This is a genomic window from Pseudarthrobacter leeuwenhoeki, from assembly GCF_055412885.1.
In genome coordinates, this window is record NZ_JBVAYY010000001.1 from 37,892 (window position 1) to 61,438 (window position 23,547).

Genomic DNA, 23,547 nt, shown 5'->3' on the forward strand with positions numbered 1-23,547 from the left:
GCCTCCTACATCGGCGGCGCAGCTTTTCTTGCGACGCGCAAAAACGCTGGCGCGCCCGTATTCCGGCATCGACAGCGTCATGATGCAGCGCGGGACAACTGGCGCATCGCGGAACAGTCGGCGCATCGCAGGACCTTTTGCGCGTCGCTGCCCGTGCGCGGCCGGCACAAACCCTGCCCGCACGCGGCGCGCGCCAGCCCCGGCAAGCCTGGAGATTTCCGACCGGCGCGAGCTCTGGCGGGCTCTCGTCACGCGCACTAGACTTACCCACACATGGCTGCCTCCGGCACGCCGTCGGGCCCGTCCGGTGGGAGTTCAATGAGGAATCCGATCCATCCGGCAACGCTGTTCCCGCCAGCCGGCGGGGTCCCCGCAGCGTTGCGCCAGCAGTATGCCAGCGCCGGCCATGAGCTGCTGGACTCCCGGGGACTCGTGTTCCCGGCCGATCTGCAGCTGCCCGGCCTCAGCAGCCTGATCCAGGAGTCCTGGCGGCGCTCGGCCCAGATGCAGGCCAACCCGGACAACCCCGAGGCCCCGCTGGCGATGGACAGCGAAGAACTCGAAGAGTACCGGCGGCAGCACCCGCTTGCCGCCATCATGCCGGTCATTCACAAACTCCTGGTCCTGCCCAGCCACGACAGCGGCATGCTGGTGGCCGTAGGGGACGAGGTGGGCCGCCTGCTCTGGGTCGAAGGAGATGCCGAAATGCGCCGCCGGGCCGAGGGCATGATGTTCGTTCCCGGGGCCGACTGGTCCGAGGCCACCGTGGGCACCAGCGCCCCCGGCACCGCCCTGGCCCTGGGCCGCGGTATCCAGATCTCCGGCGCCGAACACTACAAGCGCTCCGTCCACCCGTGGAGCTGCACTGCCGTTCCGTTCCATGATCCGGATTCCGGCGCCGTGCTGGGCGTTGTGGACATCACCGGGACCGAGTCCGCCGTCGCGCCGCACACGCTGTCCCTGGTCGAGGCCACCGTGGCCGCCGCCCAGGCGCACCTCCGCGTGGAGCGGCTCCAGCTCGCGGCCGCCAAGCAGTCCTCGCCGGCCCGACGCCGGGGCACCGCCACGTCCTCCACGTCCGGGGCGGGGCGGGACGGGGGCGGGACGGCCGGCAGCCTCTACCGCAACAGCCTCCAGATCCTGGGCCGGGACCAGGCGCTGCTCAGCATCGACGGCCGCACCGTGGCGTTGTCCGCCCGGCACAGCGAGATCCTGTCCCTGCTCAGCACCCACCCCGAGGGGCTCAACGCCGAGGAACTGTGTGCCCTGCTGTACCCCGGGAATGCTTCGACCATGACGCTGCGGGCCGAGATGGTCCGCCTGCGCAAGGTCCTCCAGCAGCTCAACCCGGCCGCTGTTCCGGAGTCGCGGCCCTACCGGCTGCCGCTGGATTTGGTGCCGGACTCCGGCCAGGTGCTGAACTGCCTGCAGCGCGGCGCCCACCGGATCGCCCTGGAGATCTACCGCGGCGCCGTCCTGCCCCGCTCCGAGGCACCCGGCGTCGCCGAGCTGCGCAGCCGGGTCTCCTCCCTGCTCCGCGACGCGGTGCTGACCGACGGCAGTGCCGAGTCGCTCCTGAGGTACGCCGAGCTTCCCGAGGCGAGGGACGACGTCGAGGTCCGGATCGCGGCGCTGAAACTGCTGCCGCCGCGTTCGCCCAAGCGGGCCGCCATCGTCGCTGACCTGGAACGGCTCGAGGCGGAACTCAGCGCCTGACCCGCCCCCCGCAGGAGCTACCGCAGGGGGTGACCTAAATAGTGACCCGGGTCACTCGGTTGCAACCTAACTGCAACCTCCTTGCTCCTAGGCTGAACGCAACGGTGGCGCCGGCATCTGTCCGCCACCTATCTTGCACAGCAAAGGAGCTAGCAATGACTGTTTACGCACAGCCCGGCACCGAGGGCTCGAAGGTCACCTTCAAGGACCGCTACGAGAACTGGATCGGCGGCGAATGGGTCGCCCCGGTCAAGGGCCAGTACTTCGAGAACATCACCCCCGTCACGGGCAAGGTCTTCTGTGAGGTCGCCCGCGGCACCGCCGAGGACATTGAACTGGCGCTGGACGCCGCCCACAAGGTTGCACCCTCCTGGGGCAAGACATCCGTCGCCGAGCGCGCCGCCATCCTGAACAAGATCGCCGACCGGATCGACGAGAACCTCGAGATGCTTGCGGTCGCCGAATCCTGGGACAACGGCAAGCCGATCCGCGAAACCCTCAACGCGGACATTCCGCTTGCAGCCGACCACTTCCGCTACTTCGCCTCCGCCGTCCGCGCCCAGGAAGGCCGGCTGTCCCAGCTTGATGAGGACACCACCGCGTACCACTACCACGAGCCGCTCGGCGTCGTCGGCCAGATCATCCCCTGGAACTTCCCGATCCTGATGGCGGTCTGGAAGCTCGCCCCGGCCCTCGCCGCCGGCAACGCCGTCGTCCTCAAGCCGGCCGAGCAGACGCCGTCCTCGATCCTGGTCCTGATGGAACTCATCGGCGACCTGCTGCCGGCGGGCGTCCTCAACGTCGTGAACGGCTTCGGCGTCGAGGCCGGCAAGCCGCTGGCCTCCAGCCCCCGGATCCGTAAGATTGCGTTCACCGGCGAAACCTCCACCGGCCGGCTGATCAGCCAGTACGCCAGCCAGAACCTGATCCCGGTCACCCTGGAACTGGGCGGCAAGAGCCCGAACATCTTCTTCAACGACGTTGCCGACACCAACGACGCGTTCTACGACAAGGCACAGGAAGGCTTTACGCTCTTCGCCTTCAACCAGGGCGAAGTCTGCACCTGCCCCTCCCGTGCCCTGGTCCAGGAAGACATCTACGATTCCTTCATGGCCGACGCCGTGGCCCGGGTCCAGAAGATCATCCAGGGCAACCCGCTGGACACCGACACCCAGCTCGGCGCCCAGGCCTCCAACGACCAGCTCGAAAAGATCCTCTCCTACATCGACATCGGAAAGCAGGAGGGCGCCAAGATCCTCACCGGCGGCGCCCGGGCCGAAATGCCCGGCGACCTGGCCGGCGGCTACTACATGCAGCCGACCATCTTCGAAGGCCACAACAAGATGCGGATCTTCCAGGAGGAAATCTTCGGCCCGGTGGTGTCCGTGACCCGCTTCAGCGACTACAACGACGCCATGGGCATCGCCAACGACACCCTGTACGGCCTCGGCGCAGGCGTCTGGTCCCGCAACGGCAACGTCGCCTACCGCGCCGGCCGCGAGATCCAGGCCGGCCGGGTGTGGGTGAACAACTACCACGCCTACCCGGCGGGCGCTGCGTTCGGCGGCTACAAGTCCTCCGGCATCGGACGCGAGAACCACTCGATGATGCTGGACCACTACCAGCAGACCAAGAACCTCCTGGTCAGCTACAACGAGAACAAGCTCGGCTTCTTCTAAGCCGCAGCACACCAGGGCGGGGCGGATCAGAAAAGATCCGCCCCGCCCGCCCCACCTGTGCACCTACGGGGAGGACGCCGCCTCACTGCACACGCCCTTTAGCCCCACCCACGCTTGATGAAGCAAGGATTTCGCTATGATGACGACGACAACGACAACGACGACGACGACCATGCAGGCCGCAGTAGTAACCGAATTCGGCAAGGACCTTCAGATCCAGACCGTCCCCGTTCCCGTGCCGGGTCGGGGCGAGGCCCTCGTCAAGGTGCTGACCACCGGCGTCTGCCACACCGACCTCCACGCCGCGGTAGGCGACTGGCCGGTGAAGCCGACCCCGCCGTTCATTCCCGGCCATGAAGGTGTCGGCGAAGTGGTTGCACTCGGCGAGGGCGTCACCGACCTGGCCGTCGGCGACCTCGTCGGCAATGCCTGGCTCTGGTCCGCCTGCGGCGAGTGCCAGTACTGCCGCACCGGCTGGGAAACCCTGTGCGAAGCGCAGCAGAACGCCGGCTACAGCGTTGACGGCTCCTTCGGCGAGTACATGCTGGTGAACACACGCTTCGCGGCCCGGATCCCCGCCGGCTCCGACCCCGTAGAGGTCGCCCCGGTGCTCTGCGCCGGAGTGACCGTCTACAAGGGCCTCAAAATGACCGAGGCTCGCCCCGGCCAGTGGGTCGCCATTTCGGGTATTGGCGGGCTCGGCCATATCGCGGTCCAGTACGCGGTGGCCATGGGCCTGCGTGTTGTTGCCGTGGATATCGCCGATGACAAGCTCGCCCTGGCCAAGAAGCACGGTGCGGAACTGACCGTCAATGCCCTGCACGAAGATCCCGTTGAAGTCATTCAGCGCGAAACCGGAGGTTGCCATGGAGTCCTGGTCACGGCGGTGCACCCGTCAGCATTCGGGCAGGCGATCGGGATGGCCCGCCGCGGCGGAACGATTGTGTTCAACGGCCTGCCGCCGGGTGACTTTCCGGCGCCGATCTTCGACATTGTGCTCAAGGGCCTGACCGTCCGCGGCTCCATCGTGGGCACCCGGCAGGACCTGGAGGAGGCGCTGGAGTTCTACGCCGAGGGCAAGATCCACCCGACGGTCTCCACCCGGGAGCTCTCCGAGGTGAATGCCGTCCTCGACGAAATGAAGCACGCCAAGATCGACGGCCGCGTGGTCATCAAGTACTGAACAAGAAAGGACTCTGATGCCACCGACAAAGCTCGACGCCGCCGCCACCCTTCCCGGGGAGGACTTCTCCCGGGTGGCACTCACCCCCGTTGCGGTGGAACTGCTGCGCAAGCTGTGGCTCCAGCACGGACCGCTGATGTTCCATCAGTCCGGCGGGTGCTGTGACGGGTCTTCGCCAATGTGTTACCCCGCGGGGGAGTTCATCACCGGGGACTCGGACGTGCAGTTGGGCCTGTTCGACATTTCCGACGGTCTGCAGCCGCAGCCGATTGGGTTCTGGATGTCGAAGGAACAGTTCAACTACTGGAGCCACACCCACCTGACCGTGGATGTGGTTCCGGGCAGGGGGAGCGGTTTCTCGGTGGAGGCGCCCGAGGGCAAGCGGTTCCTGATCCGGTCAACGCTGATGGACTGGCCGGTCTAAAACGGAGCGCACCACACGCGGGCGGGCCGTGCAGGGAGACCTGCACGGCCCGCTTTTGCGTCTCACAGTGTGGGATAAAAATGGCCGTCCGGTGGATGGACACTACTATGGATAGGTCTGTTTCCAACAAGCTACCCAGATTGTGGATTTTCCTATGAACCTCTTCCGGACCAAATCGATCGAGCAGTCCCTGTCGGACGCCGATGAACCCGGACGCCAGCTCAAGCGCTCGCTGAGCTCCTGGGACCTGATGATCATGGGCGTCGCCGTTGCCGTCGGCGCCGGCATCTTCTCGGTGGGCGCCAAAGCCGCAGCAAACTTCGCCGGCCCGGCCGTGACCCTTTCGTTCGCCATCGCCGCCGTCACCTGTGCGCTGGCGATCATGTGCTACGCCGAGTTCGCCACGGCCATCCCCGTGGCCGGCTCCGCCTATGTCTTCACCTACGCCACCATGGGTGAGCTGCTGGCCTGGATCATCGGCTGGAACCTCATCCTGGAGCTGTTCACCGCCGGCGCCGTGATCGCCAAGTACTGGGGCATCTACCTCAGCAAGGTCTTCGCGCTCATGGGCGTCGACATTCCGCCGTCGATCTCCCTGGGCGGCGTGGACCTGTACTGGGGCGCCTTCCTGATCGTCGCCGTGTTCACCGTGCTGCTGGTGCTGGGGACGAAGCTGTCCGCCCGCGTCGGCAACATCTTCACGCTGGTCAAAATCGGCGTCGTGCTCTTTGTGATTGTGGTGGGCTTCAGCTACGTGAAGTTCGAGAACTACGCCCCGTTCGTCCCCGCGTCCGAACCCACCGGGGGCACCGGCGCCGCGGACATCATGAAGCAGTCCTTCTTCGGCTTCCTCACCGGTGCCGCCCCGGCGCAGTACGGCACGCTGGGCATCTTCGCCGGCGCCGCCCTGGTCTTCTTCGCCTTCATCGGGTTCGACGTCGTCGCCACCTCGGCCGAGGAGGTCAAGGACCCGCAGAAAACGCTGCCCCGCGGCATCTTCGGCGGCCTCGCCGTCGTCACGGTGCTCTACATCCTGGTGTCCCTGGCGCTGACCGGCATGGTGCCCTACACCGAGCTGGCCAAGGCCGAGAACCCCACCCTGACCACGGCGTTCGAGGCCGTGGGCAACACCGATGCCGCCAAGATCATCGCCTTCGGCTCCCTCGTGGGCCTGACCACCGTGATCATGGTGCTGCTTATGGGCCTCTCCCGCGTGGTGCTGGCGATGAGCCGCGACGGCCTGCTGCCGCGCTCGCTGTCCAAGACCAGCACCATCCGTGCGACGCCGGTCCGGCTCCAGATCATCTGCGGCGCCGGCGTGGCCGTTGTCGCCGGACTCACCAACGTGGACCTGCTCGAGGAAATGATCAACATCGGCACGCTGTCCGCGTTCGTGACGGTCAGCATCGGCGTCCTGGTGCTGCGCAAGAAGCGCCCGGACCTCAAGCCCGCGTTCCGGGTGCCGTTCGGCAAGGTGCTCCCGATCGTCTCGGCCGTGCTGTGCCTGTACCTCATGACCAACCTGGCCGTGGAGACCTGGATCTTCTTCGCCGTCTGGCTCGTGATCGGCGTCGTCATCTACTTCTCCTACGGCCAGCGCCACTCCCGGCTGAACGAGAAGTTCGCCGAGGCCAGGGCTTCCGTCCAGGGTCCCGCCGGGGCTGCCCGCGCCGGAGCCGCCAGGGACGAGGAAGCCACCCTCACCCGCCCCTAACCGGGAGCCTTTCCGGCAACCGAATACCGAAGTCGCCGGAGCCGTGCGAATTCGCTGGAACCTTCCCGCGAATTGGCATGGCTCCGGCGACTTCGGCGTTAGAGGGCACCTCTGGACGGCCAGTCTCAGAGCTGTAACAATGCACCAGCTGTGGTTGACCTCACACTACGTTTAGATAAGACTTAAAATGAACCTTAGTTCGAAGAGCGAACATTTACAGGCTTGGGGGCTTGTCACTCCCCTGCCAATGGGCACATAGGAGTGAACATGAAACGACGTATTATTGCCGTCCTGGCAGCCGCCTCCGTTCTCGGACTCTCGGCCTGCGGCAGCGGCTCGCCGAGTTCCACCGGCGGCGGTACGGCCTCGGGCGGAGCCGCCGACGGCGCGAATCTCACCAAGGTCAGCGTCGGCGTCATCCCGATCGTCGACTGCGCACCCATTTACCTCGGTGACAAGCAGGGCTTCTTCAAGGAAGAGGGACTCCAGCTGGACATCCAGACCGCAACGGGCGGCGCGGCGATCGTTCCCGGCATCGTCAGCGGCAGCTTCGACTTCGCCTTCTCGAACCTGATCTCCGTCATGGTCGCCAAAGACAAGGGCCTTGACCTGAAGTTCGTCGCCAATGGTGCGTCCACCACGGGTGAGGTCGGCAAGGACATCGGCGGCGTCGTCGTTCCGGCAGGCTCGGACATCCAGTCCGCGAAGGACCTCGCCGGCAAGACCGTGTCGGTCAACAACCTCTCCAACATCGGCGACACCACCATCAAATCGGTCATCGAAAAGGACGGTGGAGACCCGCAGAGCGTCAAGTTCGTGGAGGTCGCCTTCCCGGACGCCCCGGCGGCACTGGCCAACAAGCAGGTGGACGCGGCATGGATCCTCGAGCCCTTCCTGTCCAAGGCGGTGGCTGAAGGCGGCAAGGTGGTGTCGTGGAACTTCGTCGAGATGCACCCGGAGCTGGACATTGCGGGCTACTTCACCAAGGCAGACACCATCCAGGGCAAGGCCGAACTCACGCAGAAGTTCACCCGCGCCATGAACAAGTCGCTTGAATACGCGCAGGCGAACCCGCAGGCAGTCCGCGACATCGTGGGCACCTACACCAAAATCGACGAGGCAGCCCGCGCCAAGATCGTGCTGCCGCGGTACCGCGTCGAGTTCAACCAGGACGCATTCAGCACCCTCGGCGAAGCCGCCGCCAAGTACGGCACGCTGACCAAGGCACCGAACGCGGACGAACTCCTCCCGTGAGTTCGAAGACCCTGACCTCCGGCGGTGCCGCTCCCAGCGTGGAGCAGCACCGCCGGCAGGTCCGCAAGTTACCCACCAAACAGCTGCTCGGCCTCGCCGGGATCCTCGGGTTCCTGCTCACCTGGGAGCTCATTCCCCGGCTTGGCATCATCGACGCACGCTATCTGCCGCCCGCCAGTGAGGTCATCGCCGCGCTCGTGGCCGACTTCGGACTCACGGCCTTCTGGGTGTCGGTGGGCGAGACGATGAAGGCCTGGTTCCTGGGCCTGCTGATCGCCGTGGTGGCTGCCGTGCTGGTGGGCTTCATCATCGGCTCCAGCACCTTCCTGCGCAAGGCCACCAACTCCACGATTGAATTCCTGCGCCCGATCCCGTCCGTGGCCCTGATCCCGCTGGCCGTGCTGCTCTTCGGCGTGAAAATCGAATCCTCGCTGCTGCTGATCGTGTACGCCTCTTTCTGGCAGATCCTGATCCAGGTGCTCTACGGAGTGGCCGACGTCGACATGGTCGCCAACAACACGGCCAAGACCTACGGCCTGGGCAGGATGGCCCGGATCCGCTACGTCGTCTTTCCCACCGCCCTGCCCTACCTGATGACCGGTGTCCGGCTCGCCGGCGCGGTGGCGCTGGTCCTGGCGATCACCGCGGAACTCGTGATCGGTTCCCCGGGGCTCGGCCGCGAAATCGCCCTGGCCCAGTCCGGCGGCGCCATCTCCGGCATGTACGCCCTGGTGCTCGCCACCGGCCTGATCGGTGTGCTGATCAATATGCTGATGCGTTTGATCGAAAAGAAGACCCTGTCCTGGCACTCGTCGGTCCGTTCCGAGGTGATCGTATGAAGACCCTGAAGAATCTCGGCTACCTCCTCGGCCTGCCGGTGTTGCTGATCCTGATCTGGTGGGTCGCCACGCTGGGGAAGGTCAACTTCTTCGTCCCCACGCCCGCCAGCCTGGTCGAAACGTTCGGCGAGGTCTGGTTCAGTGAGCGTTTCTTCACGGATGTGCTGCCCAGTGTCGGGCGGCTCGTGGTGGGCGTCGCCGTGGCGATCGTGATCGGCGTCGTCGGCGGTGTCCTGATCGGATCGATCCGGTGGCTGCGGTCACTGCTGGAACCGACGCTGGAGTTTTTCCGCGCCATCCCGCCGCCCGTCCTGGTGCCGGTGCTGATCCTGCTGATGGGCATCACCGACTCCATGAAGGTCGCGGTGATCATCTCCGGCTGTGTCTGGCCGGTGCTGCTGAATACGATCGAAGGCGTCCGCGCCGTCGATCCCGTGCTCTCCGATTCCACCCACACCTACGGCATCGACGGCTGGGCCCGGGTCCGGTACCTGGTGCTGCCTTCGGCCAGCCCGCAGATCATGGCCGGCGTCCGACAGTCCATGTCCCTCGGGCTGATCCTGATGGTGATTTCCGAAATGTTCGCCTCGTCCTCGGGGCTTGGCTTCACCATCGTCCAGTTCCAGCGTTCCTTCTCCATCCCGGAGATGTGGTCCGGCATCGTGGTGCTCGGCCTGCTGGGTGTGGGCATGTCATTCATCTTCCAGTGGGCCGAGCGGAATATCCTGCGCTGGTACCACGGCCAGAAAGAGGTAGAAAATGCAGCCTGACTCAACGCAAGCGGCCCCGGCGGCGATGCTGTCCGTCCGCGGGCTGAAGAAGGTGTACCAGAGCGACGGCGGCGACGTCGAGGCGGTGCGCAACCTCACCTTCGACCTGCGCGCGGGCGAACTGGCCTGCCTGGTGGGGCCCTCCGGCTCCGGCAAGACCACGCTGCTCAAGTGCATCTCCGGGCTGATGGCCCCGACCGAGGGCGAGGTGCTCCTGGACGGCAAACGCGTCGTGGGCCCGCCGAAGAAGATGGCGGTCGTCTTCCAGGAATACGGCCGCTCGCTGTTCCCCTGGATGCGGGTCCGGGACAACGTCGAACTGCCGCTGAAAAACCAGGGTGTCCCGAAGGCGGAACGGGACCGGCTCGTGGACGAGGCGCTGGAGGCCGTGGGCCTGTCCCACGTCCCGCGCTCCTACCCCTGGCAGCTCTCCGGCGGCATGCAGCAGCGCGTGGCCATTGCCCGCGCCATCGCGTACCAGCCCGAGGTCCTGCTGATGGATGAGCCGTTCGCCGCCGTGGACGCCCAGACCCGGGCGGACCTGGAGGACCTGATCCGCACCGTGTGGAAGAAGCTGGGCATCACCGTCCTCTTCGTCACCCACGACATCGACGAATCCGTGTACCTTGGCGAGCGGGTCATTATCCTCTCCAGCTCCCCGACAGTGATCCAGGAAGACATCACCATCGACCTGCCGGAGGAACGCGACCAGCTCGAGACCCGGTCCCTGCCGCGCTTCACCGAACTGCGCCACCACGTCTACGAGCAGATCCAGCTCGCCAAAAAGGGCCACCGCCCGGCCGCTGCCGGCGGCCAGGCCGCAGTCTCACCGCACTAACAGCACCAGACAAAACACCCCGCCACGGATGCTCCGTGGCGGGGTGATTTCGTTTGAGGCTGATCAGAACTTGTTGGCTGCCTCGGCGTCGGAGACGGCAGGGGCTGCGCCCAGGTTGGCCCGCAGCTTGGCGCCGAGTTCGGCGTCGACGTTGGTCCAGTACTGGATGGCGCGTTCCTTGATCTGGGCGTTCTGCACGCCGCCCACGGCACCGGTGATGGTGTCGAGGAAGCGGGCCTTGGCTGCTTCGTCAAAGACATCGCGGTACAGCGTGCCGGCCTGGCCGAAGTCGCTGTCCTCGGAGTGCAGGGTCGCGGCGGTGCGGACCAGCGCGCCGTCGAACTCCCAGGAACCCTCACCGGCGCGGGCCGGGTCGGCCACGGGGCCGCCGAAGGAGTTCGGTGCGTAGACCGGGGCCGTTGCCGGCTTGTAGCCGTGGCGCAGCGAGCCGTCCTGCGAGTAGTTGTTCACCGGTGAGACCGGGCGGTTGACCGGCAGCTCGTTGTAGTTGGTGCCGACGCGGTAACGCTGAGCATCCGGGTAGGAGAACACCCGTGCCGTCAGCATCTTGTCCGGGGAGATGTCGTGGCCCGGAACGACGTTCGCGGGAGACAGGGCGATCTGCTCGATCTCGCCGTAGAAGTTCTCCGGGTTGCGGTTCAGCTCGAAGCGGCCAACCTCGACCAGCGGGTAGTCCGCGTGCGGCCAGACCTTGGTCAGGTCGAACGGGTTGAAACGGTAGGTCTTGGCGTCCTCGTACGGCATGATCTGGACGTGCAGGTCCCAGCTGGGGAAGTTGCCCCCGGCAATGGCCTCGTACAGGTCGCGGCGGTAGTAGTCGGCGTCGGCGCCGGCCAGCTGCTCAGCCTGCTCGCCGGTGATGTTGTGCTCGCCCTGGTTGGAGCGGAAGTGGTACTTGACCCAGAAGCGGGCGCCTTCGGCGTTGGTCCACAGGTAGGTGTGCGAGGAGAAGCCGTGCATCTCGCGCCAGGAGCGGGGCAGGCCGCGGTCGCCCATGAGGTAGGTGACCTGGTGCGCGGACTCGGGGGAGAGGGTCCAGAAGTCCCACTGCATGTCGGCGTCACGCAGGCCGGAGCCCGGGAGGCGCTTCTGGGAGTGGATGAAGTCCGGGAACTTGATGCCGTCCTTGATGAAGAACACGGGGGTGTTGTTGCCCACGATGTCCAGGTTGCCCTCAGGGGTGTAGAAACGGGTCGCGAAACCGCGGACGTCGCGCCAGGTGTCGGGGGAGCCCTGCTCGCCGGCCACGGAGGAGAAGCGGGTGGCCGTGCCGACCTGGGCGCCCGGCTGGAAGGCAGCCACGCGGGTGTAGCGGGAAACGTCGCCGGTCACCGTGAAGGTGCCGAAGGCCCCGCCGCCCTTGGCGTGGACAATGCGCTCCGGGATCCGCTCGCGGTTGAACTGTGCGAGCTTCTCGAGCAGGTAGCGGTCGTGCAGCGCGGTGGCTCCGTCGGCACCGGTGGTCAGCGAGTGCTCGTCGGACGCCACGGGGGCGCCGGTCTGGGTCGTGGTCGCGGTATGCGAGATGGGCGCGGAAAGGTTCGCAGTCATCATTCTCCTTTGTTGATTTCTTGCTGTTCAGATGTGGAGGGAAGTTTTTGGGTGCGCTGGCAGTCCTGGCAGATGCCCTGGTACATGACGTCGGCGATCTGGATTGTCATCGGCCGGGCGTTCCCGTCCCAGCTCGGCGTCAGGCACGGTGCGTGGCCGACGGCGCATTCGACGTCCTCCACCCGGCCGCAGCTGATGCAGACGGCGTGGTGGTGGTTGTCGCCCACCCGCGTCTCGTACAGGGCGGGGGAGTGCGGGGGCTCAAAGCGGCGCAGCATCTGCAGGTCGGTCAAATCGCCCAGGACCACGTAGACGGACTGTGCGGTCAGCTCGGGGAGATCCTGGCGGGCGGCGGCGAGGATGTGCTCGGCGGGGGAATGCGGGTGATGTTCGACGGCGGTGAGCACGGCCAGCCGTTGCTTGGTCACCCGGCGGCCGTGGGCACGCAGGGCCGCAGCCCATGCCTCGTGGGTGCCCGTTGTAACCGTCATGCCCCCATTCAAGCATCTATTATGAGGCGATCATAATAAGGCTCGTCATAGTAAGGCCCGTCTTAATAAGGCCCGTCATAACAAGGCGCGCCTCTGACGCCTTCATGGGAGGCCGACAACAGGATGCGCGCCGGGCACCGGGTGCGCCGGCCGGCGGCCAGGCGCCACTAGAGTATCCGGGTGGGAAAATATCTGGCGGACATCACGCCCTTGCGCGAGAGTCCGGCGTTCCGCCGCCTGTGGCTGGGATCCGCCGTCGCAGCCCTGGGCAGCCAGCTGACCCTGGTTGCCGTGAGCCTTGAGGTCTACCGGCTCACCCAGGACAGCCTCTACGTGGGACTGCTGAGCATCTTTGCCCTTGTCCCGCTGGTTTTCGGCGGGTTGCTGGGCGGCTCGATCGCGGACGCCCACGACCGCCGCACGGTGGCACTGCTGGCCTCCTCGGTACTGTGGCTGACCACCGCCTGCCTGGCCCTGCAGGCCTGGCTGCAGCTGGGGAATATCTGGGTGCTGTACGTCCTGGTGGCGGTGCAGAGCGGCGCGCAGGCCATCAACCAGCCGGCCCGCAGCGCCATTATCCCGCTGCTGGTGCGCAAGGAGCTCCTGCCGGCCGCCAACGCGCTGAGCATGATCAGTTTCGGCCTTACCCTGACCGCCGGGCCCCTGCTGGCCGGGCTGCTGGTGGCCACGGTCGGCTTCGCCTGGACCTACACGATCGACGTCGCCACTTTTGCCTTCGCTTTGTGGGCGCTGCTGAAGCTGCCCGCCATGCCTCCGGGGGAACATGCGCGGCCCGCGGGGCTGCGCTCCGTCGTCGAGGGCTTCCGTTTCCTGGGCACACGCCCCAACCTGCGGATGACCTTCCTCATCGACCTTGTCGCCATGATCTTCGCCCAGCCCCGGGCGCTGCTGCCCGCGATCGGCGCCGTGATGATCGGCGGCGGCGAAACCACGGTGGGAATCCTGCTGGCCTCCACCGCCGTCGGGGCGTTCCTGGCCGGCCTCTTCTCCGGCCCGCTCGGGGCGGTGCGGCGGCAGGGGGCCGCCGTCGTCTGGTCCGTCATGGGCTGGGGCGCCTCGATTGCCGGCTTCGGCCTCGTCGTCGTCCTCGCCGGGGACTCCGGCGCCGGCGGCGTGACGTGGTGGCTGCTGCCCGCGGCCCTGTGCTGCGGGCTGGCCGGCATCGCCGACTCCGTCAGCGCCGTCTTCCGCACCACGATCCTGCAGGCCTCCACGCCGGACCACCTGCGCGGCCGGCTGCAGGGCGTCTTCATTGTGGTGGTGGCTGGCGGACCCCGGGTGGGGGACATGCTCGCGGGCGGTGGGACTAAAATTCTGAGTGAAGGCTGGGTCCTGCTTTTGGGTGGCCTGTTGAGCATCGCGGTGGCCTGGGCCGTGGCGCACTGGCAGTCGGGCTTCCTGGCGTACGACGCGCGGAACCCGGTGCCGTAGCGGGACGTTTTCCGGGTGAGTGTCCACAGGGCGACTTCAGGAGGAACAGTGCATCGGCATTACAACGGACTGAAGACCGCGGCCCTTTTCGGTGTGCTGTGGGCCGTGCTGCTGGCCCCCGGCGCGCTGATGGCCTCCAGTATGCGCAGTGCCGCGCCGATCTGGATCATGGCCCTGATCGGGGTCGCCACGACGGCCTACGGCTACTGGAACAGTGACAAAATTGCCATCCGGGCCATGCACGCCTACCCCGTGACGGAGGCCCAGGCGCCCCAGCTCCACCAGATCGTCCGGGAGCTCTCCGCCACGGCGCAGCAGCCGATGCCGCGGATCTACCTCTCGCCGACGATGGCACCGAACGCGTTCGCGACCGGACGGAACCCGCAGAACGCCGCGGTGTGCTGTACCGAAGGGATCCTCCGGCTGCTCGACGCCCGGGAACTGCGCGGCGTGCTGGGCCACGAGCTGATGCACGTCTACAACCGGGACATCCTGACCTCCTCGGTGGCCGCCGCCGTCGCCGGCGTCATCACTTCGGTGGCGCAGATGTTCCTGCTGTTCGGCGGCGGGGACCGGCGCAACGCCAATCCGATCGCCGCGATCGCGATGGCGCTGCTGGCCCCGTTTGCTGCCTCACTGATCCGGATGGCCATCTCCCGCACCCGGGAGTTCGACGCCGACGAGGACGGTTCCAGGCTGACCGGAGACCCGCTGGCGCTCGCCTCAGCCCTGCGCAAGATCGAGCAGGGCGTGCAGCTCGCGCCGCTCCCACAGGACCAGCGGCTGGTCAACGCCTCGCACCTGATGATCGCGAACCCGTTCCGCGGCGGGGGAGCCTCGAAGTTGTTCTCGACGCACCCTCCGATGAGCGATCGGATCGGCCGGCTGGAGCGGATGGCGGGCCGGCAGCCGGGCTGATCCGCCGGGTCGGCGATGGCTCCGCGACAGGCCCTCAGTTCCGGGGTGGCGACGCGCCCACGGCCCCGCGACGCGCCAACGCCTCCATGACACGCCAAAGGGCTGTCGACACCGGGATACCGGCGCGACAGCCCTTTAGCGCAGCGTCAGAAATTTTGCGCCGCGAAGGCGAGGCTAGCTGCGGAAGTTCACGAACTGCAGGTCGGCCTCGTCGAAGCCCTTCAGCAGGTTCATGGTCTCCTGCAGGTCATCGCGGGACTTGGAGGTCACGCGAAGCTCATCGCCCTGGATCTGCGACTTGACGGACTTGGGGCCCTCGTCGCGGATGAGCTTGTTGATTTTCTTCGCCAGGTCCTGGGCGATGCCCTCCTTGATGGTCGTCTCGAGGCGGAACTCCTTGCCGGACGGGTAGGGTTCGCCCGTGTCGAGGGACTTCAAGGAAATACCGCGGCGGATGAGCTTGGACTGCAGCACATCCAGGACCGCGAGGACACGCTCTTCGGAGTTGGCCTTCATCAGGATCGTCTCGCCGCTGAAATCGACCTCGGCGCCGACGCCCTTGAAGTCGTAGCGCTGGACCAGTTCCTTCTGCGCCTGGTGCAGTGCGTTGGCGACCTCCTGCTTGTCGACCTTGCTGACGACGTCGAATGTGGATTCGCCTGCCATGACTGTCCTCCTGGTGGTTGGGGGTGCCCGGTGAAAGGCCGTGGTGTCTGCAATCCAGCCTAATACGGATGCCCCGGATGTGAAGTCCGGCGGGGCGTCGTGGCCTTCACAGACACCCTTCACAGCCCGCTCAAAGCTGGGTCACGGCGGGAATGGAGGTTCGGGCGGCAGGGTTGCCGGAGTTGGAAGAGTCGCTCGAAAGGTACAGCTCATGCAGGACAAGCCTGGCCGGTACGTTATCCGCTCCACGGCAGCAGCCGCCGCGACGCTGGCGGCCTCCATCATCTTCAGCCCGGCCGCGGATGCCTCGTCGCGGCTGGACGGCGTCCACGCCGATCTGGCACGTGCCGTCCAGCTGAACCAGATCACGGAGGAGCAAGCGGCGAGGTTTGAGTCCAAACTCGCCGGCCGCATCCTCGGAGAAGCCTGATTTTCCGGGGTTTTTCCGGTCTCAAGGCGCCGATTCGATTCTTCGGCAGAAGTTCTGTAAAGTTGTCTTGCCCGCGGTTACTGGAAGCGGAACGGACTGGAAACAGGCGTTCTGGCGATGGAGGCCGCGAGTGATCTTCTTTTGAAGTTCGGCAGATTACCCGAGCGGCCAAAGGGGGCTGACTGTAAATCAGCTGGCAACGCCTACGGGGGTTCGAATCCCTCATCTGCCACCCTTGGAAAAGCCTCCGGAACCACCAGGTTCCGGAGGCTTTTTCTTTGCCCCGGGGGAAACCGTCCCGCCGCGCCGTCAGCGGGTACCTGCCCCAGCGTTCCGGCTTCAGACCAGAATGGTCGCGGCTGTCCAGAGGCCGGCGACGGCTCCGATGATGACGGCCTGGCCGGCTGCCGCCAACGGCCGACCCCCTCGCCGCCTGAATGACCGGCCCGCGGGTACTGCGAGTTGCACTCCGTTGTCTCCGCGGGGTCCCTCACGTCTCAGCCGGCCGTCGTCGTGTCCGGGAAACGTACCGCGCTCTTTCCTTCGCTGCGGGCGTCCCGCCCGTTCGTGTGGGCTCACCCGAAAGGGATGATGCGGCCACCCCGCCGCGGGCGGTGTAGTGGACTGTAGGACCCGCCCCCCCGGGATCACCCGATGCGGGTGGCGACGCCCCGGAAGGCGACGCCCACACTTAGACGAGCGTGCCGGACAGTGCGCTTGAACCAGATCGGAGGAAGCCAGTGACAACCACACCGGAGACTGAGGCCCACGGGCCGGTCGACTTTGTGCTCCTCGAGTTCCCCATGGCAGGACTGACCGGACGGGCGAGTGAAGAGCTCGTAAGGCTCGTCGAGCAGGGTGTGATCCGGCTCTTCGACCTCCTCATCATCATGAAAAACGAGGACGGCACGGTCGAGGTGCTCGAGCTCACGGATCCAGGAGGTCCCGCGGCGGCTTTCTCGTATTTCGACGGCGCGCATTCCGGGATGCTCGGCGAAGAGGAAATCGCCGAAGCGGCAGACGCGATTCTGCCAGGGGCCCTTGCCGCGCTGATTGTCTACGAAAATGTCTGGGCGGCACCCTTCGTGGCGGCCGTCCGCGACGGCGGGGGCGAGCTCGTCGCGAGTACAAGAATCCCTGCCCCGGACGTCATGGCTGCGCTCGAAGCGCTCGATGCCATGCCGCCCGTGGGCTGACACACAAGAACGCGATGCGAGAGGACAAATAACAATGGGATTGCTTAGGGGTATGGCTCGGACGGCGGTCGTCGCCGGGACGGCATCTGCGGTCAACGGCCGCGTCCAGCGCAGGCAGGCTTCGAAGTTCGCCGAAAAGGACGCCGCGACCGCGGCGAAGCAGCAGGAGGCCTACGATGCGCAAATGGGCCAGCAGCAAGCTGAGTACCAGCAACCGGCTCCACCCCCGGCCGCCTCCGGCGGAATCTCCGAGGAAGCCATCAACCAGCTCAAGGAGCTCGCGGCGCTGAAGGAGCAGGGGATTCTCACGGAACAGGAGTTCGGGGTGCAGAAGGCGAAGATTCTCGGCGGCTGACGCCGGCCAGCTCGCTTGACCCGATGAAACGCCCCCGCGCTGCCTGAGCAGGCAGCTGCGGGGGTGTTCTCTTGCGGACTTGGTTTGGTGCAGACCCGTCCCGGTCAGCTGACCCTGGTCTCGGCGAGGATGGCGTCGATCTGGGCGAGGGCCTGCTTCATGCCCTCTTCCATGCCCATGGCGATTACCTTCTCCAGCGCATCTGCGGAGTCGAAGGTCGAGACCATGGTCATCCGCGTGCGGTTGTCGATTGCCTCAAGCTTCATGACGGCGTGGCTCGTGCCCATCGCGGGGACAGGGTCGCCGTTCTCGTCGGCGAAACCGTCGTCGAACTCCAGGCGGTGTGGGGCCTCAATGGCGGTGAACCGCCACCAGCCCCGGCTCTTCTCGCCCTCAGGCCCGGTCATGTAGTAGCTGGCCTTCCCACCGGAGACGAAGTCGTGGCTGTCGAAGGTCGCCGGCCAGGTGGGCGGGCCCCACCAGCGTTCGAGCTTGCGCGGGTCTTCCCAGACTTGCCAGACCCGCTCGACGCCGGCATCGAACTCGGCGACGACGGTGAAGCTCAGGGTGTCGGCATTCTTGTGCGAACTGATTACGGTCATGACGGAACTCTCTTCCTATCCCTCTGCGAGAATGTCTGCGATCCGGTCAGCCCGCTGCCGCCAGATCGATTCGTACTCATCGAGCAGCCGTCGAGCCCGCTGTAGGCCATCGTGGTGGGCCCGCACGATCTGCTCCCGTCCGCGCCGTTCCTTTGTCACGAGGGAGGCGCGCTCCAATACCGCCACGTGTTTCTGTACGGCGGCGAAACTCATGGCGTAGTGCTCCGCCAGCCCTGATACTGAATACTCGCCGGCCGTCACACGGGTGACGATGTCCCGGCGGGTGGCATCGGCGAACGCCTGGAACAGGCGGTCAAGGTCAGCATCCCTCAGCTCATCTACAACCATTTGGTTGTAGAATAGTCCGCCCGTAGTGCGGTGTCAACGGGTCAGGGCTGCTTGGCCATGCCGGGGTGCACCGCGACAAACTCGATCGCGTTGGCGGGCTGGACCGTCTTTTTCGGTGCCCGGGAGTATCCCTTCGCGTCCAGGTGGTTCTCTGCCCGGTACACGGCCAGGGCCTGGTCATAGAGGGTGTTGAGCTGCTGGCCCGTGAACTGCTCCGAGGAGCCATCATTGAAAGTGACGGAAACGACGGTGCTGCCGGGAAAGTGCCTCTTCATGCGGATGAAGCCTTCGGCGTCCTGCTGGAGATTGATCAATGCGGTCCTGCCTTCGTAGGGGGGACTTCCAGTGTCCCGCACGTTCTTCGGAACGCTCGCACGGCGGGGCCTGACGGAGCGGAAGACCCCTCGGGAGGAGTCTTCCGCTCCGGGAGTACCTGAGTGTCCTTTGATTCATCCTTCGTGATGTCCCGCCGGAGCACCCTGTTGTACTGGCAGCACATCGCTGACCTCCTCACCGTGGCTGCCTTTAATGCTCCGGACGCTGCTGTACGCGGCGCCCTAATCCCTGCCGAGGAGCCGGTCTGTGGCGGCATCGGGCAGCCCGTCGAAATATTTCGCCAGGACCTCCTGGAAGATGCCCTGCCCGGGGTCCGCCCGGTGGAAGAGGGTCATCGAGGAGTGCAGCTTCCGCTCATCGGTGCCGCCGAAGATCTGCCTCGCGGTACGGCCTTCGAGGCCTGCCACAGCACCGGCGCATTCGGCCAGCCGTGGACCAAGCACGGGGTGCCCCAGATAAGACGTCGCTTCATCGAGCGAGGTCACGGCATACTTACGGGCGGTCGGGCTCTGCCCGAGCCCGGCGATCTGCGGGAACACAAACCACATCCAGTGGCTGCGCTTGGATCCCGCGCGGAGTTCGTCGAGGGCGTGCCGGTACGTGCCGCCCGCGTCCTGGGCTGTAACGAACCGTTCCAGATCGAAAGGATCCGCCACGGCGTCCTCCCCGGTGCCGGGTGACATCACTCCTCGAACCGGGCCGTCAGATCGGTATCGCCGGCGATGGAGGCCACGACGGCCGCCGCGACGTCGCGGATCTTCAGGTTCCTGTTGTTGGAGGTATTCCGAAGGACCTTGAAGGCGGCTTCCCGCCCGCACCGGTTCTGGGCCATGATCGCCCCGATCGCCAAGTCGATGATGGTCCTCGACTGCATGGCGGCGGCAAGGTCATCCCGGGAGTCGCTGAGCTGGGAGATCCTCAAGGCCAGCAGGAGGGCCCGGGAGGCTTCGACGGTAAACTCACGTGCGTGCTCGACATCCTCGGTGGAGAATGCCTCAGTCCGCGGCGAATAGAAGGTGACGACGGCCGAGCTATCACCGTCGAGAACGAGCGGGATCCGAAGCGTACTGGCGGATCCCTCGCCGGTGCTGCCCGCGTCGATGGAAGCCTGCTTCCGCCGGTCGACAGTGATGCCGCAGGACACCCCGGTTCCCGGGTGCGAGAGTTCCGCCGCCGCCAGACGGGCCAGTTCGGCCAGGAAATCATCGATGCCGGACCCCGGCCGGGTGCTCTCCAGCAAAAGACCCAGCAGTGCGCTGGCGCCGCCTCTGGTGCCGTGCGCCGTAGACGAACCGGCACGGTTCTCACGCATGGTTGCCCCCAGTTCCCAGCCGCACGCTGACAAAGCGGCGGCTGCTCCCATCCTCTTGCGGAGGATCCGCGGAAGGTAGGGAAACGCTTTGCAGTATATCCGCAGCAATGGTGTGAAGCTTCGTGTCGGTCGCCCTGGCGGCCAGATTTAGCAGCTCCAGGGACTGCTCCCTGCTGGACCTGTTCTGAACCATAATGAGGGCGACGGCGGCGTCAACGACGGCGCGGGACTTCAAAGCGGACCGGAGATGCTCCGGGTAAATCTCCGCAGGATGGACTTTGACGGCCAGCCGTAATATCCGGGACATAGAGACAGCGTGGCGCTCCACCTCCGCGACTGTGGCGCTGTCAAAAACGCCGCTCGTGCGGGAATAGCAGTTCAGGGCAGCGGCTGAACCCGGATCCGTGGCGATCGGCACGGCCAGCACCGACCGGATGCCCTCGCCGGAGACCTCCAAGGCGTAGTGCGCCCAGCGGTCGTCAGCCGCCACGTCAGGAACCAGGATGGTGGTTCCGTGCCGCAGGGCCGTCAGGCAGGGGCCGTCGCCGAACGCGTACTGCTTCTCGTCCAGCCGTTTCGCTTCCTTGCCGCTGCTGGCGACAGTGGCCGGGGAACCGTTCCGTTCCACCGTGATCGCACAGAGCATGGGCTCCGGACCGCCAAGGCGGGTCGCGGAGATAGTGGTCAGGCCCAGAAGAAAATCGGTGAACCCCGGGCTTTCCAGCAGAAGATCCTGCAGTTGCTCGGGTGTCGGAGATGCGCCGGTACCGGAAAGCATGCCGGCCTCAATCCTACGAACGCCTGAACGTTTGTGACGCGCCGGCTTAGCGGTGGCGGACTCTTGATCGCCCGCCACCCAAATAGCGAAACCCGGACCTGTCAAGGCCAACATCCAGCTACCACCGACACTACGCCGTGCGGGGGACGATGAATGTGGGCGCCCCGGCCAGCCCGCCGTATGCTTGAATCCTGCGGCGATGCGCGCCGGCTGGCCTCCTGCCGGTATGGACTTCTGAGGTGACAATGAGCGTGGAACTGCCGCTGGCTGACGAGATCACCGCTGTTTTCGCGCGAGCCACGAAGCTCTTGCTGACCGAAGAGACGGTTGCCCACGCCCTCCGGCTCATCACCGACGCCGCGACTGTGGCGATTCCCGGTGCGATCGGCGCCGGCGTATCCCTGATCAACCGTTCGGGTTTGCGGCACACGACTGCCGCGTCCGACGCCGTCGTGGCTGAAGCAGACGCACTCCAGTACGAGCTGGGGGAGGGCCCGTGCATCACGGCCTGGGCGAGCGGGGAAACGGTCCTGGTCGAGGATCTGGCCTCGGACCGGCGCTGGAGGCACTGGTCTCCCGCCGCGGCCGCCCTGGGAATTTCGTCCGCGGTGAGCTGCCCCCTGTTGTCCGGCGGTCTTGCGCTGGGTGCAGTCAAGGTCTACTCCGACGGCGGACAGTTCGCCGGCAATGGCACGGTCCGTTTGGCCGAGCTCTTTGCCGAACAGGCAACGCTCTTTGTCATCCACTCCCACGCCCGTGAGGCTGCCCGGACGCTGAGCGACCGTTTGCAGGACTCCCTGGCGCAAAGGGACACGATCAGCATGGCAAAGGGCCTGCTGATGGCCCGGAACGGCACCAATGATGACATGGCACTCCGGGACTTGATGATGCTGTCGCGGCAGACAGGGAAGACACTGGCCCTTGTCGCGGCAGAACTGCTGGCTGCGGCCAGACCCTTGGAAAACTAGCGCAGGACGACGCCATGGCCTTGGGCGACGAGGAGAGCGAACAGCGGCGACGCTTTGGCGAATCGCTGCGCCATGCCGACGTCAGCATTGAAGAGTTGTGGCTGAGGTATTTCACCCTCGGCGGCCACGCCGGACAGTTCGAGACGGAGGCCTACATCCACGGCGCCATGGCTCTGCCCGCGTTGCAGCGCGACATCCTCGCCCACGCACTGAACGAACGCCTGGACGAGCTGTACTCCGAGGCGCCGCGGGCCCCGTACAGCGTCGATTCCCCCGACAAAGCGCCAGACGACGGGCCAGTCGACGGGTCCCGATATGAGTCCGACGACGGCTGACTGCCGCTTGCTGGAGTCAGCAATGGGAAGTGATCCGGGCCGGTCCGGCAGAAAAATGCGGGCTGCCGGACCCATATGCCCGGGGGACTCGGCTCGTATGCCTTCACCCTCGTGTCCGCTTACGGCTTCGCCTTTCGTGATTGCCCCTACAGTCCGTAGAATTCCCACCGTGGACAGAAGCCGATGGTCCCGATGGAGGTACGGTTCTACGGCCGCCATCCGCTGCGCACTCTCGTCCTTCCCCTGATGGACCTGAACGGCGTCGCAAACGTGATTGTCCGGGGTGCCGATCCGAGCGAGGACGACGACGATGAACACTGAGGCGCTTAGCGGGGCTCCCGGATGACAGGGACCAGCACGGCCCTGGCCGGCAGCGTCCGGATCCGGGTGTTGAGATCCTCCGACGCAGAACCCCTGTGCGACGCCTACCTGCGCAACCGCGAACACCTCGCGCCCTGGGAACCGCTGCGGGCCGAGGAGTTCTTCACCGTTGACGGCCAGATGATGGGTGTCCAGTCCAAGCTGGCCCTGTTCATCGCGGGATCTGACGTTCCGTGGGTGCTGACCGACGGGGAAAAGATTGTGGGACTGATGACCCTCAGCGGCATCGTCCGCGGGCCGTTCCTCAGCGCCCACCTCGGGTACTGGGTGGACAAGGACTACAACGGGCGGGGGATCGGCTCTGCGGCCGTCGCCTTTGCCGTCGACGCGGCGCGGGACGAGCTGGGCCTGCACCGGCTGCAGGCCGCCACCCTCCAGCACAATGCCGCCTCACAGACGATCCTCAAACGCTCGGGCTTCACGGAAATCGGCGTGGCGCCGGCCTACCTCAACATTGCCGGCGGCTGGCGGGACCACATCCTCTTCCAGCGCATCCTCTACTGAGGTGCCGGAGTCCGGCGGAAGCCGGCGGAAGCCGGCGGCCGCGGGCGTGCGAGACTTTCTGGGTGACTGATGAATCGCTCGGGGCCCTGCACCATGTTGAACTGTGGGTGCCGCACCTTGGCCGCGCCAGGGACGAATGGGGCTGGCTCCTGGCCCGGCTGGGCTACCAGGACTGCCAGGACTGGCCGGACGGGTGCAGCTGGCGGCGGGGGCCGACGTACATCGTTGTCGAGGAATCCCCGGCCCTCAGCAGCCGGAAGCACGAACGCACCGCTCCCGGCCTCAACCATTTGGCTTTCAGCGCCGGGACCCGGCGGCAGGTCGACGCCCTGGCCACGGCCGCCGTCGGGCACGGCTGGCGTGAGCTGTTCCCGGAGAAGTATCCGCATGCCGGAGGTCCGGACCACTTTGCCGCGTACCTGGTGAACTCGGACGGCTTCGAAGCCGAGCTGATCGCCACGGACTGACGCCGCGCCCGCACGGCTC

At 66.2% G+C, this 23,547-nt stretch carries 28 protein-coding genes, 1 tRNA gene and 1 pseudogene; 21 read left to right on the top strand and 9 right to left on the bottom strand.

Going from position 1 to position 23,547, the window contains the following annotated elements; genetic code table 11:
• Positions 1 to 318 precede the first annotated feature (318 nt).
• The 9 genes from ACZYX4_RS00165 (at position 319) to ACZYX4_RS00205 (ending at position 10,417) form a co-directional block, all read left to right on the top strand.
• Positions 319 to 1,716 carry a GAF domain-containing protein gene (locus ACZYX4_RS00165; protein ID WP_463872830.1) on the top strand — a complete coding sequence of 466 codons (1,398 nt, stop codon included), beginning with the start codon at positions 319 to 321 and terminating at the stop codon, positions 1,714 to 1,716.
• A gap of 155 nt (positions 1,717 to 1,871) precedes the next feature.
• Positions 1,872 to 3,395, top strand: coding sequence for an acetaldehyde dehydrogenase ExaC (gene exaC / locus ACZYX4_RS00170; protein WP_463872832.1), 1,524 nt, complete (start codon positions 1,872 to 1,874; stop codon positions 3,393 to 3,395).
• Between the two features lie 172 nt (positions 3,396 to 3,567).
• Positions 3,568 to 4,578: an alcohol dehydrogenase AdhP gene (gene adhP / locus ACZYX4_RS00175; RefSeq protein WP_463873189.1), complete on the top strand. Its 1,011-nt coding sequence runs from the start codon at positions 3,568 to 3,570 to the stop codon at positions 4,576 to 4,578.
• A 16-nt stretch (positions 4,579 to 4,594) separates the two neighbouring features.
• A complete protein-coding gene (locus ACZYX4_RS00180) occupies positions 4,595 to 5,002 on the top strand; it encodes a DUF779 domain-containing protein (RefSeq protein WP_463872833.1) in 408 nt (135 codons plus the stop codon).
• A gap of 154 nt (positions 5,003 to 5,156) precedes the next feature.
• Positions 5,157 to 6,716: an APC family permease gene (locus ACZYX4_RS00185; protein ID WP_463872835.1), complete on the top strand. Its 1,560-nt coding sequence runs from the start codon at positions 5,157 to 5,159 to the stop codon at positions 6,714 to 6,716.
• Between the two features lie 267 nt (positions 6,717 to 6,983).
• Positions 6,984 to 7,970 carry an ABC transporter substrate-binding protein gene (locus ACZYX4_RS00190; RefSeq protein WP_463872837.1) on the top strand — a complete coding sequence of 329 codons (987 nt, stop codon included), beginning with the start codon at positions 6,984 to 6,986 and terminating at the stop codon, positions 7,968 to 7,970.
• Positions 7,967 to 8,809 (top strand): ABC transporter permease, encoded by an 843-nt coding sequence (locus tag ACZYX4_RS00195; RefSeq protein ID WP_463872838.1) that lies wholly within the window; start codon positions 7,967 to 7,969, stop codon positions 8,807 to 8,809. Before ACZYX4_RS00190 ends, ACZYX4_RS00195 begins: the two co-directional genes overlap by 4 nt.
• Positions 8,806 to 9,579, top strand: coding sequence for an ABC transporter permease (locus tag ACZYX4_RS00200; RefSeq protein ID WP_463872839.1), 774 nt, complete (start codon positions 8,806 to 8,808; stop codon positions 9,577 to 9,579). Before ACZYX4_RS00195 ends, ACZYX4_RS00200 begins: the two co-directional genes overlap by 4 nt.
• The gene (locus ACZYX4_RS00205) at positions 9,569 to 10,417 is read left to right on the top strand and encodes an ABC transporter ATP-binding protein (RefSeq protein ID WP_463872841.1); all 849 of its coding nucleotides are present in this window, start codon (positions 9,569 to 9,571) and stop codon (positions 10,415 to 10,417) included. Before ACZYX4_RS00200 ends, ACZYX4_RS00205 begins: the two co-directional genes overlap by 11 nt.
• Positions 10,418 to 10,480: 63 nt before the next feature.
• Here the strand turns inward: ACZYX4_RS00205 and ACZYX4_RS00210 are convergent, their stop codons facing one another.
• Positions 10,481 to 11,989, bottom strand: coding sequence for a catalase (locus tag ACZYX4_RS00210; RefSeq protein WP_463872843.1), 1,509 nt, complete (start codon positions 11,987 to 11,989; stop codon positions 10,481 to 10,483).
• Positions 11,989 to 12,480 carry a Fur family transcriptional regulator gene (locus ACZYX4_RS00215; RefSeq protein ID WP_463872846.1) on the bottom strand — a complete coding sequence of 164 codons (492 nt, stop codon included), beginning with the start codon at positions 12,478 to 12,480 and terminating at the stop codon, positions 11,989 to 11,991. The genes ACZYX4_RS00210 and ACZYX4_RS00215 overlap by 1 nt, the downstream gene beginning before the upstream one ends.
• A gap of 180 nt (positions 12,481 to 12,660) precedes the next feature.
• On the opposite strand from ACZYX4_RS00215, the gene ACZYX4_RS00220 reads away from it, so the two are divergent.
• Both ACZYX4_RS00220 and htpX read left to right on the top strand, forming a co-directional pair.
• The gene (locus tag ACZYX4_RS00220) at positions 12,661 to 13,932 is read left to right on the top strand and encodes an MFS transporter (protein WP_463872847.1); all 1,272 of its coding nucleotides are present in this window, start codon (positions 12,661 to 12,663) and stop codon (positions 13,930 to 13,932) included.
• A gap of 48 nt (positions 13,933 to 13,980) precedes the next feature.
• Positions 13,981 to 14,850 carry a zinc metalloprotease HtpX gene (gene htpX / locus ACZYX4_RS00225; RefSeq protein WP_463872849.1) on the top strand — a complete coding sequence of 290 codons (870 nt, stop codon included), beginning with the start codon at positions 13,981 to 13,983 and terminating at the stop codon, positions 14,848 to 14,850.
• Between the two features lie 174 nt (positions 14,851 to 15,024).
• On the opposite strand, the gene ACZYX4_RS00230 is transcribed toward htpX, so the two are convergent.
• Positions 15,025 to 15,516, bottom strand: coding sequence for a YajQ family cyclic di-GMP-binding protein (locus ACZYX4_RS00230; RefSeq protein ID WP_463872851.1), 492 nt, complete (start codon positions 15,514 to 15,516; stop codon positions 15,025 to 15,027).
• 211 nt (positions 15,517 to 15,727) lie between these two features.
• Between ACZYX4_RS00230 and ACZYX4_RS00235 the strand changes: the two genes are divergently transcribed.
• From ACZYX4_RS00235 to ACZYX4_RS00250, 4 genes are all read left to right on the top strand, one after another.
• Entirely contained in the window at positions 15,728 to 15,946 is a 219-nt protein-coding gene (locus tag ACZYX4_RS00235) for a hypothetical protein (RefSeq protein WP_463872853.1), read from the top strand.
• Positions 15,947 to 16,096: 150 nt separating this feature from the next.
• Positions 16,097 to 16,178: transfer RNA gene (locus tag ACZYX4_RS00240), tRNA-Tyr, on the top strand.
• Positions 16,179 to 16,686: 508 nt separating this feature from the next.
• Positions 16,687 to 17,142 carry a DUF6325 family protein gene (locus ACZYX4_RS00245; RefSeq protein WP_463872854.1) on the top strand — a complete coding sequence of 152 codons (456 nt, stop codon included), beginning with the start codon at positions 16,687 to 16,689 and terminating at the stop codon, positions 17,140 to 17,142.
• 52 nt (positions 17,143 to 17,194) lie between these two features.
• Positions 17,195 to 17,497 carry an SHOCT domain-containing protein gene (locus tag ACZYX4_RS00250; protein WP_463872856.1) on the top strand — a complete coding sequence of 101 codons (303 nt, stop codon included), beginning with the start codon at positions 17,195 to 17,197 and terminating at the stop codon, positions 17,495 to 17,497.
• A gap of 104 nt (positions 17,498 to 17,601) precedes the next feature.
• Here the strand turns inward: ACZYX4_RS00250 and ACZYX4_RS00255 are convergent, their stop codons facing one another.
• From ACZYX4_RS00255 to ACZYX4_RS00280, 6 genes are all read right to left on the bottom strand, one after another.
• On the bottom strand, positions 17,602 to 18,099 hold the full coding sequence (locus ACZYX4_RS00255) for an SRPBCC family protein (protein ID WP_463872857.1): 498 nt from the start codon (positions 18,097 to 18,099) through the stop codon (positions 17,602 to 17,604).
• A gap of 15 nt (positions 18,100 to 18,114) precedes the next feature.
• Complete coding sequence (locus ACZYX4_RS00260) at positions 18,115 to 18,447, bottom strand: ArsR/SmtB family transcription factor (RefSeq protein WP_354169160.1); 333 nt, start codon at positions 18,445 to 18,447, stop codon at positions 18,115 to 18,117.
• A 41-nt stretch (positions 18,448 to 18,488) separates the two neighbouring features.
• Positions 18,489 to 18,761 carry a hypothetical protein gene (locus tag ACZYX4_RS00265; protein WP_463872858.1) on the bottom strand — a complete coding sequence of 91 codons (273 nt, stop codon included), beginning with the start codon at positions 18,759 to 18,761 and terminating at the stop codon, positions 18,489 to 18,491.
• Between the two features lie 243 nt (positions 18,762 to 19,004).
• Positions 19,005 to 19,466, bottom strand: a complete 462-nt coding sequence (locus tag ACZYX4_RS00270) for a DUF1810 domain-containing protein (protein WP_463872859.1) — start codon at positions 19,464 to 19,466, stop codon at positions 19,005 to 19,007.
• Complete coding sequence (locus ACZYX4_RS00275) at positions 19,466 to 20,095, bottom strand: ANTAR domain-containing protein (RefSeq protein WP_463872860.1); 630 nt, start codon at positions 20,093 to 20,095, stop codon at positions 19,466 to 19,468. Before ACZYX4_RS00275 ends, ACZYX4_RS00270 begins: the two co-directional genes overlap by 1 nt.
• Positions 20,088 to 20,873 (bottom strand): GAF and ANTAR domain-containing protein, encoded by a 786-nt coding sequence (locus tag ACZYX4_RS00280; RefSeq protein WP_463872861.1) that lies wholly within the window; start codon positions 20,871 to 20,873, stop codon positions 20,088 to 20,090. Before ACZYX4_RS00280 ends, ACZYX4_RS00275 begins: the two co-directional genes overlap by 8 nt.
• Positions 20,874 to 21,118: 245 nt before the next feature.
• On the opposite strand from ACZYX4_RS00280, the gene ACZYX4_RS00285 reads away from it, so the two are divergent.
• The 6 genes and pseudogenes from ACZYX4_RS00285 to ACZYX4_RS00310 all read left to right on the top strand — a co-directional run bounded on the left by ACZYX4_RS00285 (position 21,119) and on the right by ACZYX4_RS00310 (position 23,528).
• On the top strand, positions 21,119 to 21,841 hold the full coding sequence (locus ACZYX4_RS00285; RefSeq protein WP_463872863.1) for a GAF and ANTAR domain-containing protein: 723 nt from the start codon (positions 21,119 to 21,121) through the stop codon (positions 21,839 to 21,841).
• 14 nt (positions 21,842 to 21,855) lie between these two features.
• Entirely contained in the window at positions 21,856 to 22,176 is a 321-nt protein-coding gene (locus ACZYX4_RS00290; protein WP_463872864.1) for a hypothetical protein, read from the top strand.
• 42 nt (positions 22,177 to 22,218) lie between these two features.
• Positions 22,219 to 22,308, top strand: a pseudogene (locus ACZYX4_RS00295) (MgtC/SapB family protein); the annotation flags it as partial.
• A gap of 51 nt (positions 22,309 to 22,359) precedes the next feature.
• The gene (locus ACZYX4_RS00300; protein WP_463872865.1) at positions 22,360 to 22,497 is read left to right on the top strand and encodes a hypothetical protein; all 138 of its coding nucleotides are present in this window, start codon (positions 22,360 to 22,362) and stop codon (positions 22,495 to 22,497) included.
• 21 nt (positions 22,498 to 22,518) lie between these two features.
• Positions 22,519 to 23,061, top strand: a complete 543-nt coding sequence (locus ACZYX4_RS00305) for a GNAT family N-acetyltransferase (protein ID WP_463872866.1) — start codon at positions 22,519 to 22,521, stop codon at positions 23,059 to 23,061.
• A 62-nt stretch (positions 23,062 to 23,123) separates the two neighbouring features.
• Positions 23,124 to 23,528, top strand: a complete 405-nt coding sequence (locus tag ACZYX4_RS00310) for a VOC family protein (protein ID WP_463872868.1) — start codon at positions 23,124 to 23,126, stop codon at positions 23,526 to 23,528.
• Positions 23,529 to 23,547 lie beyond the last annotated feature (19 nt).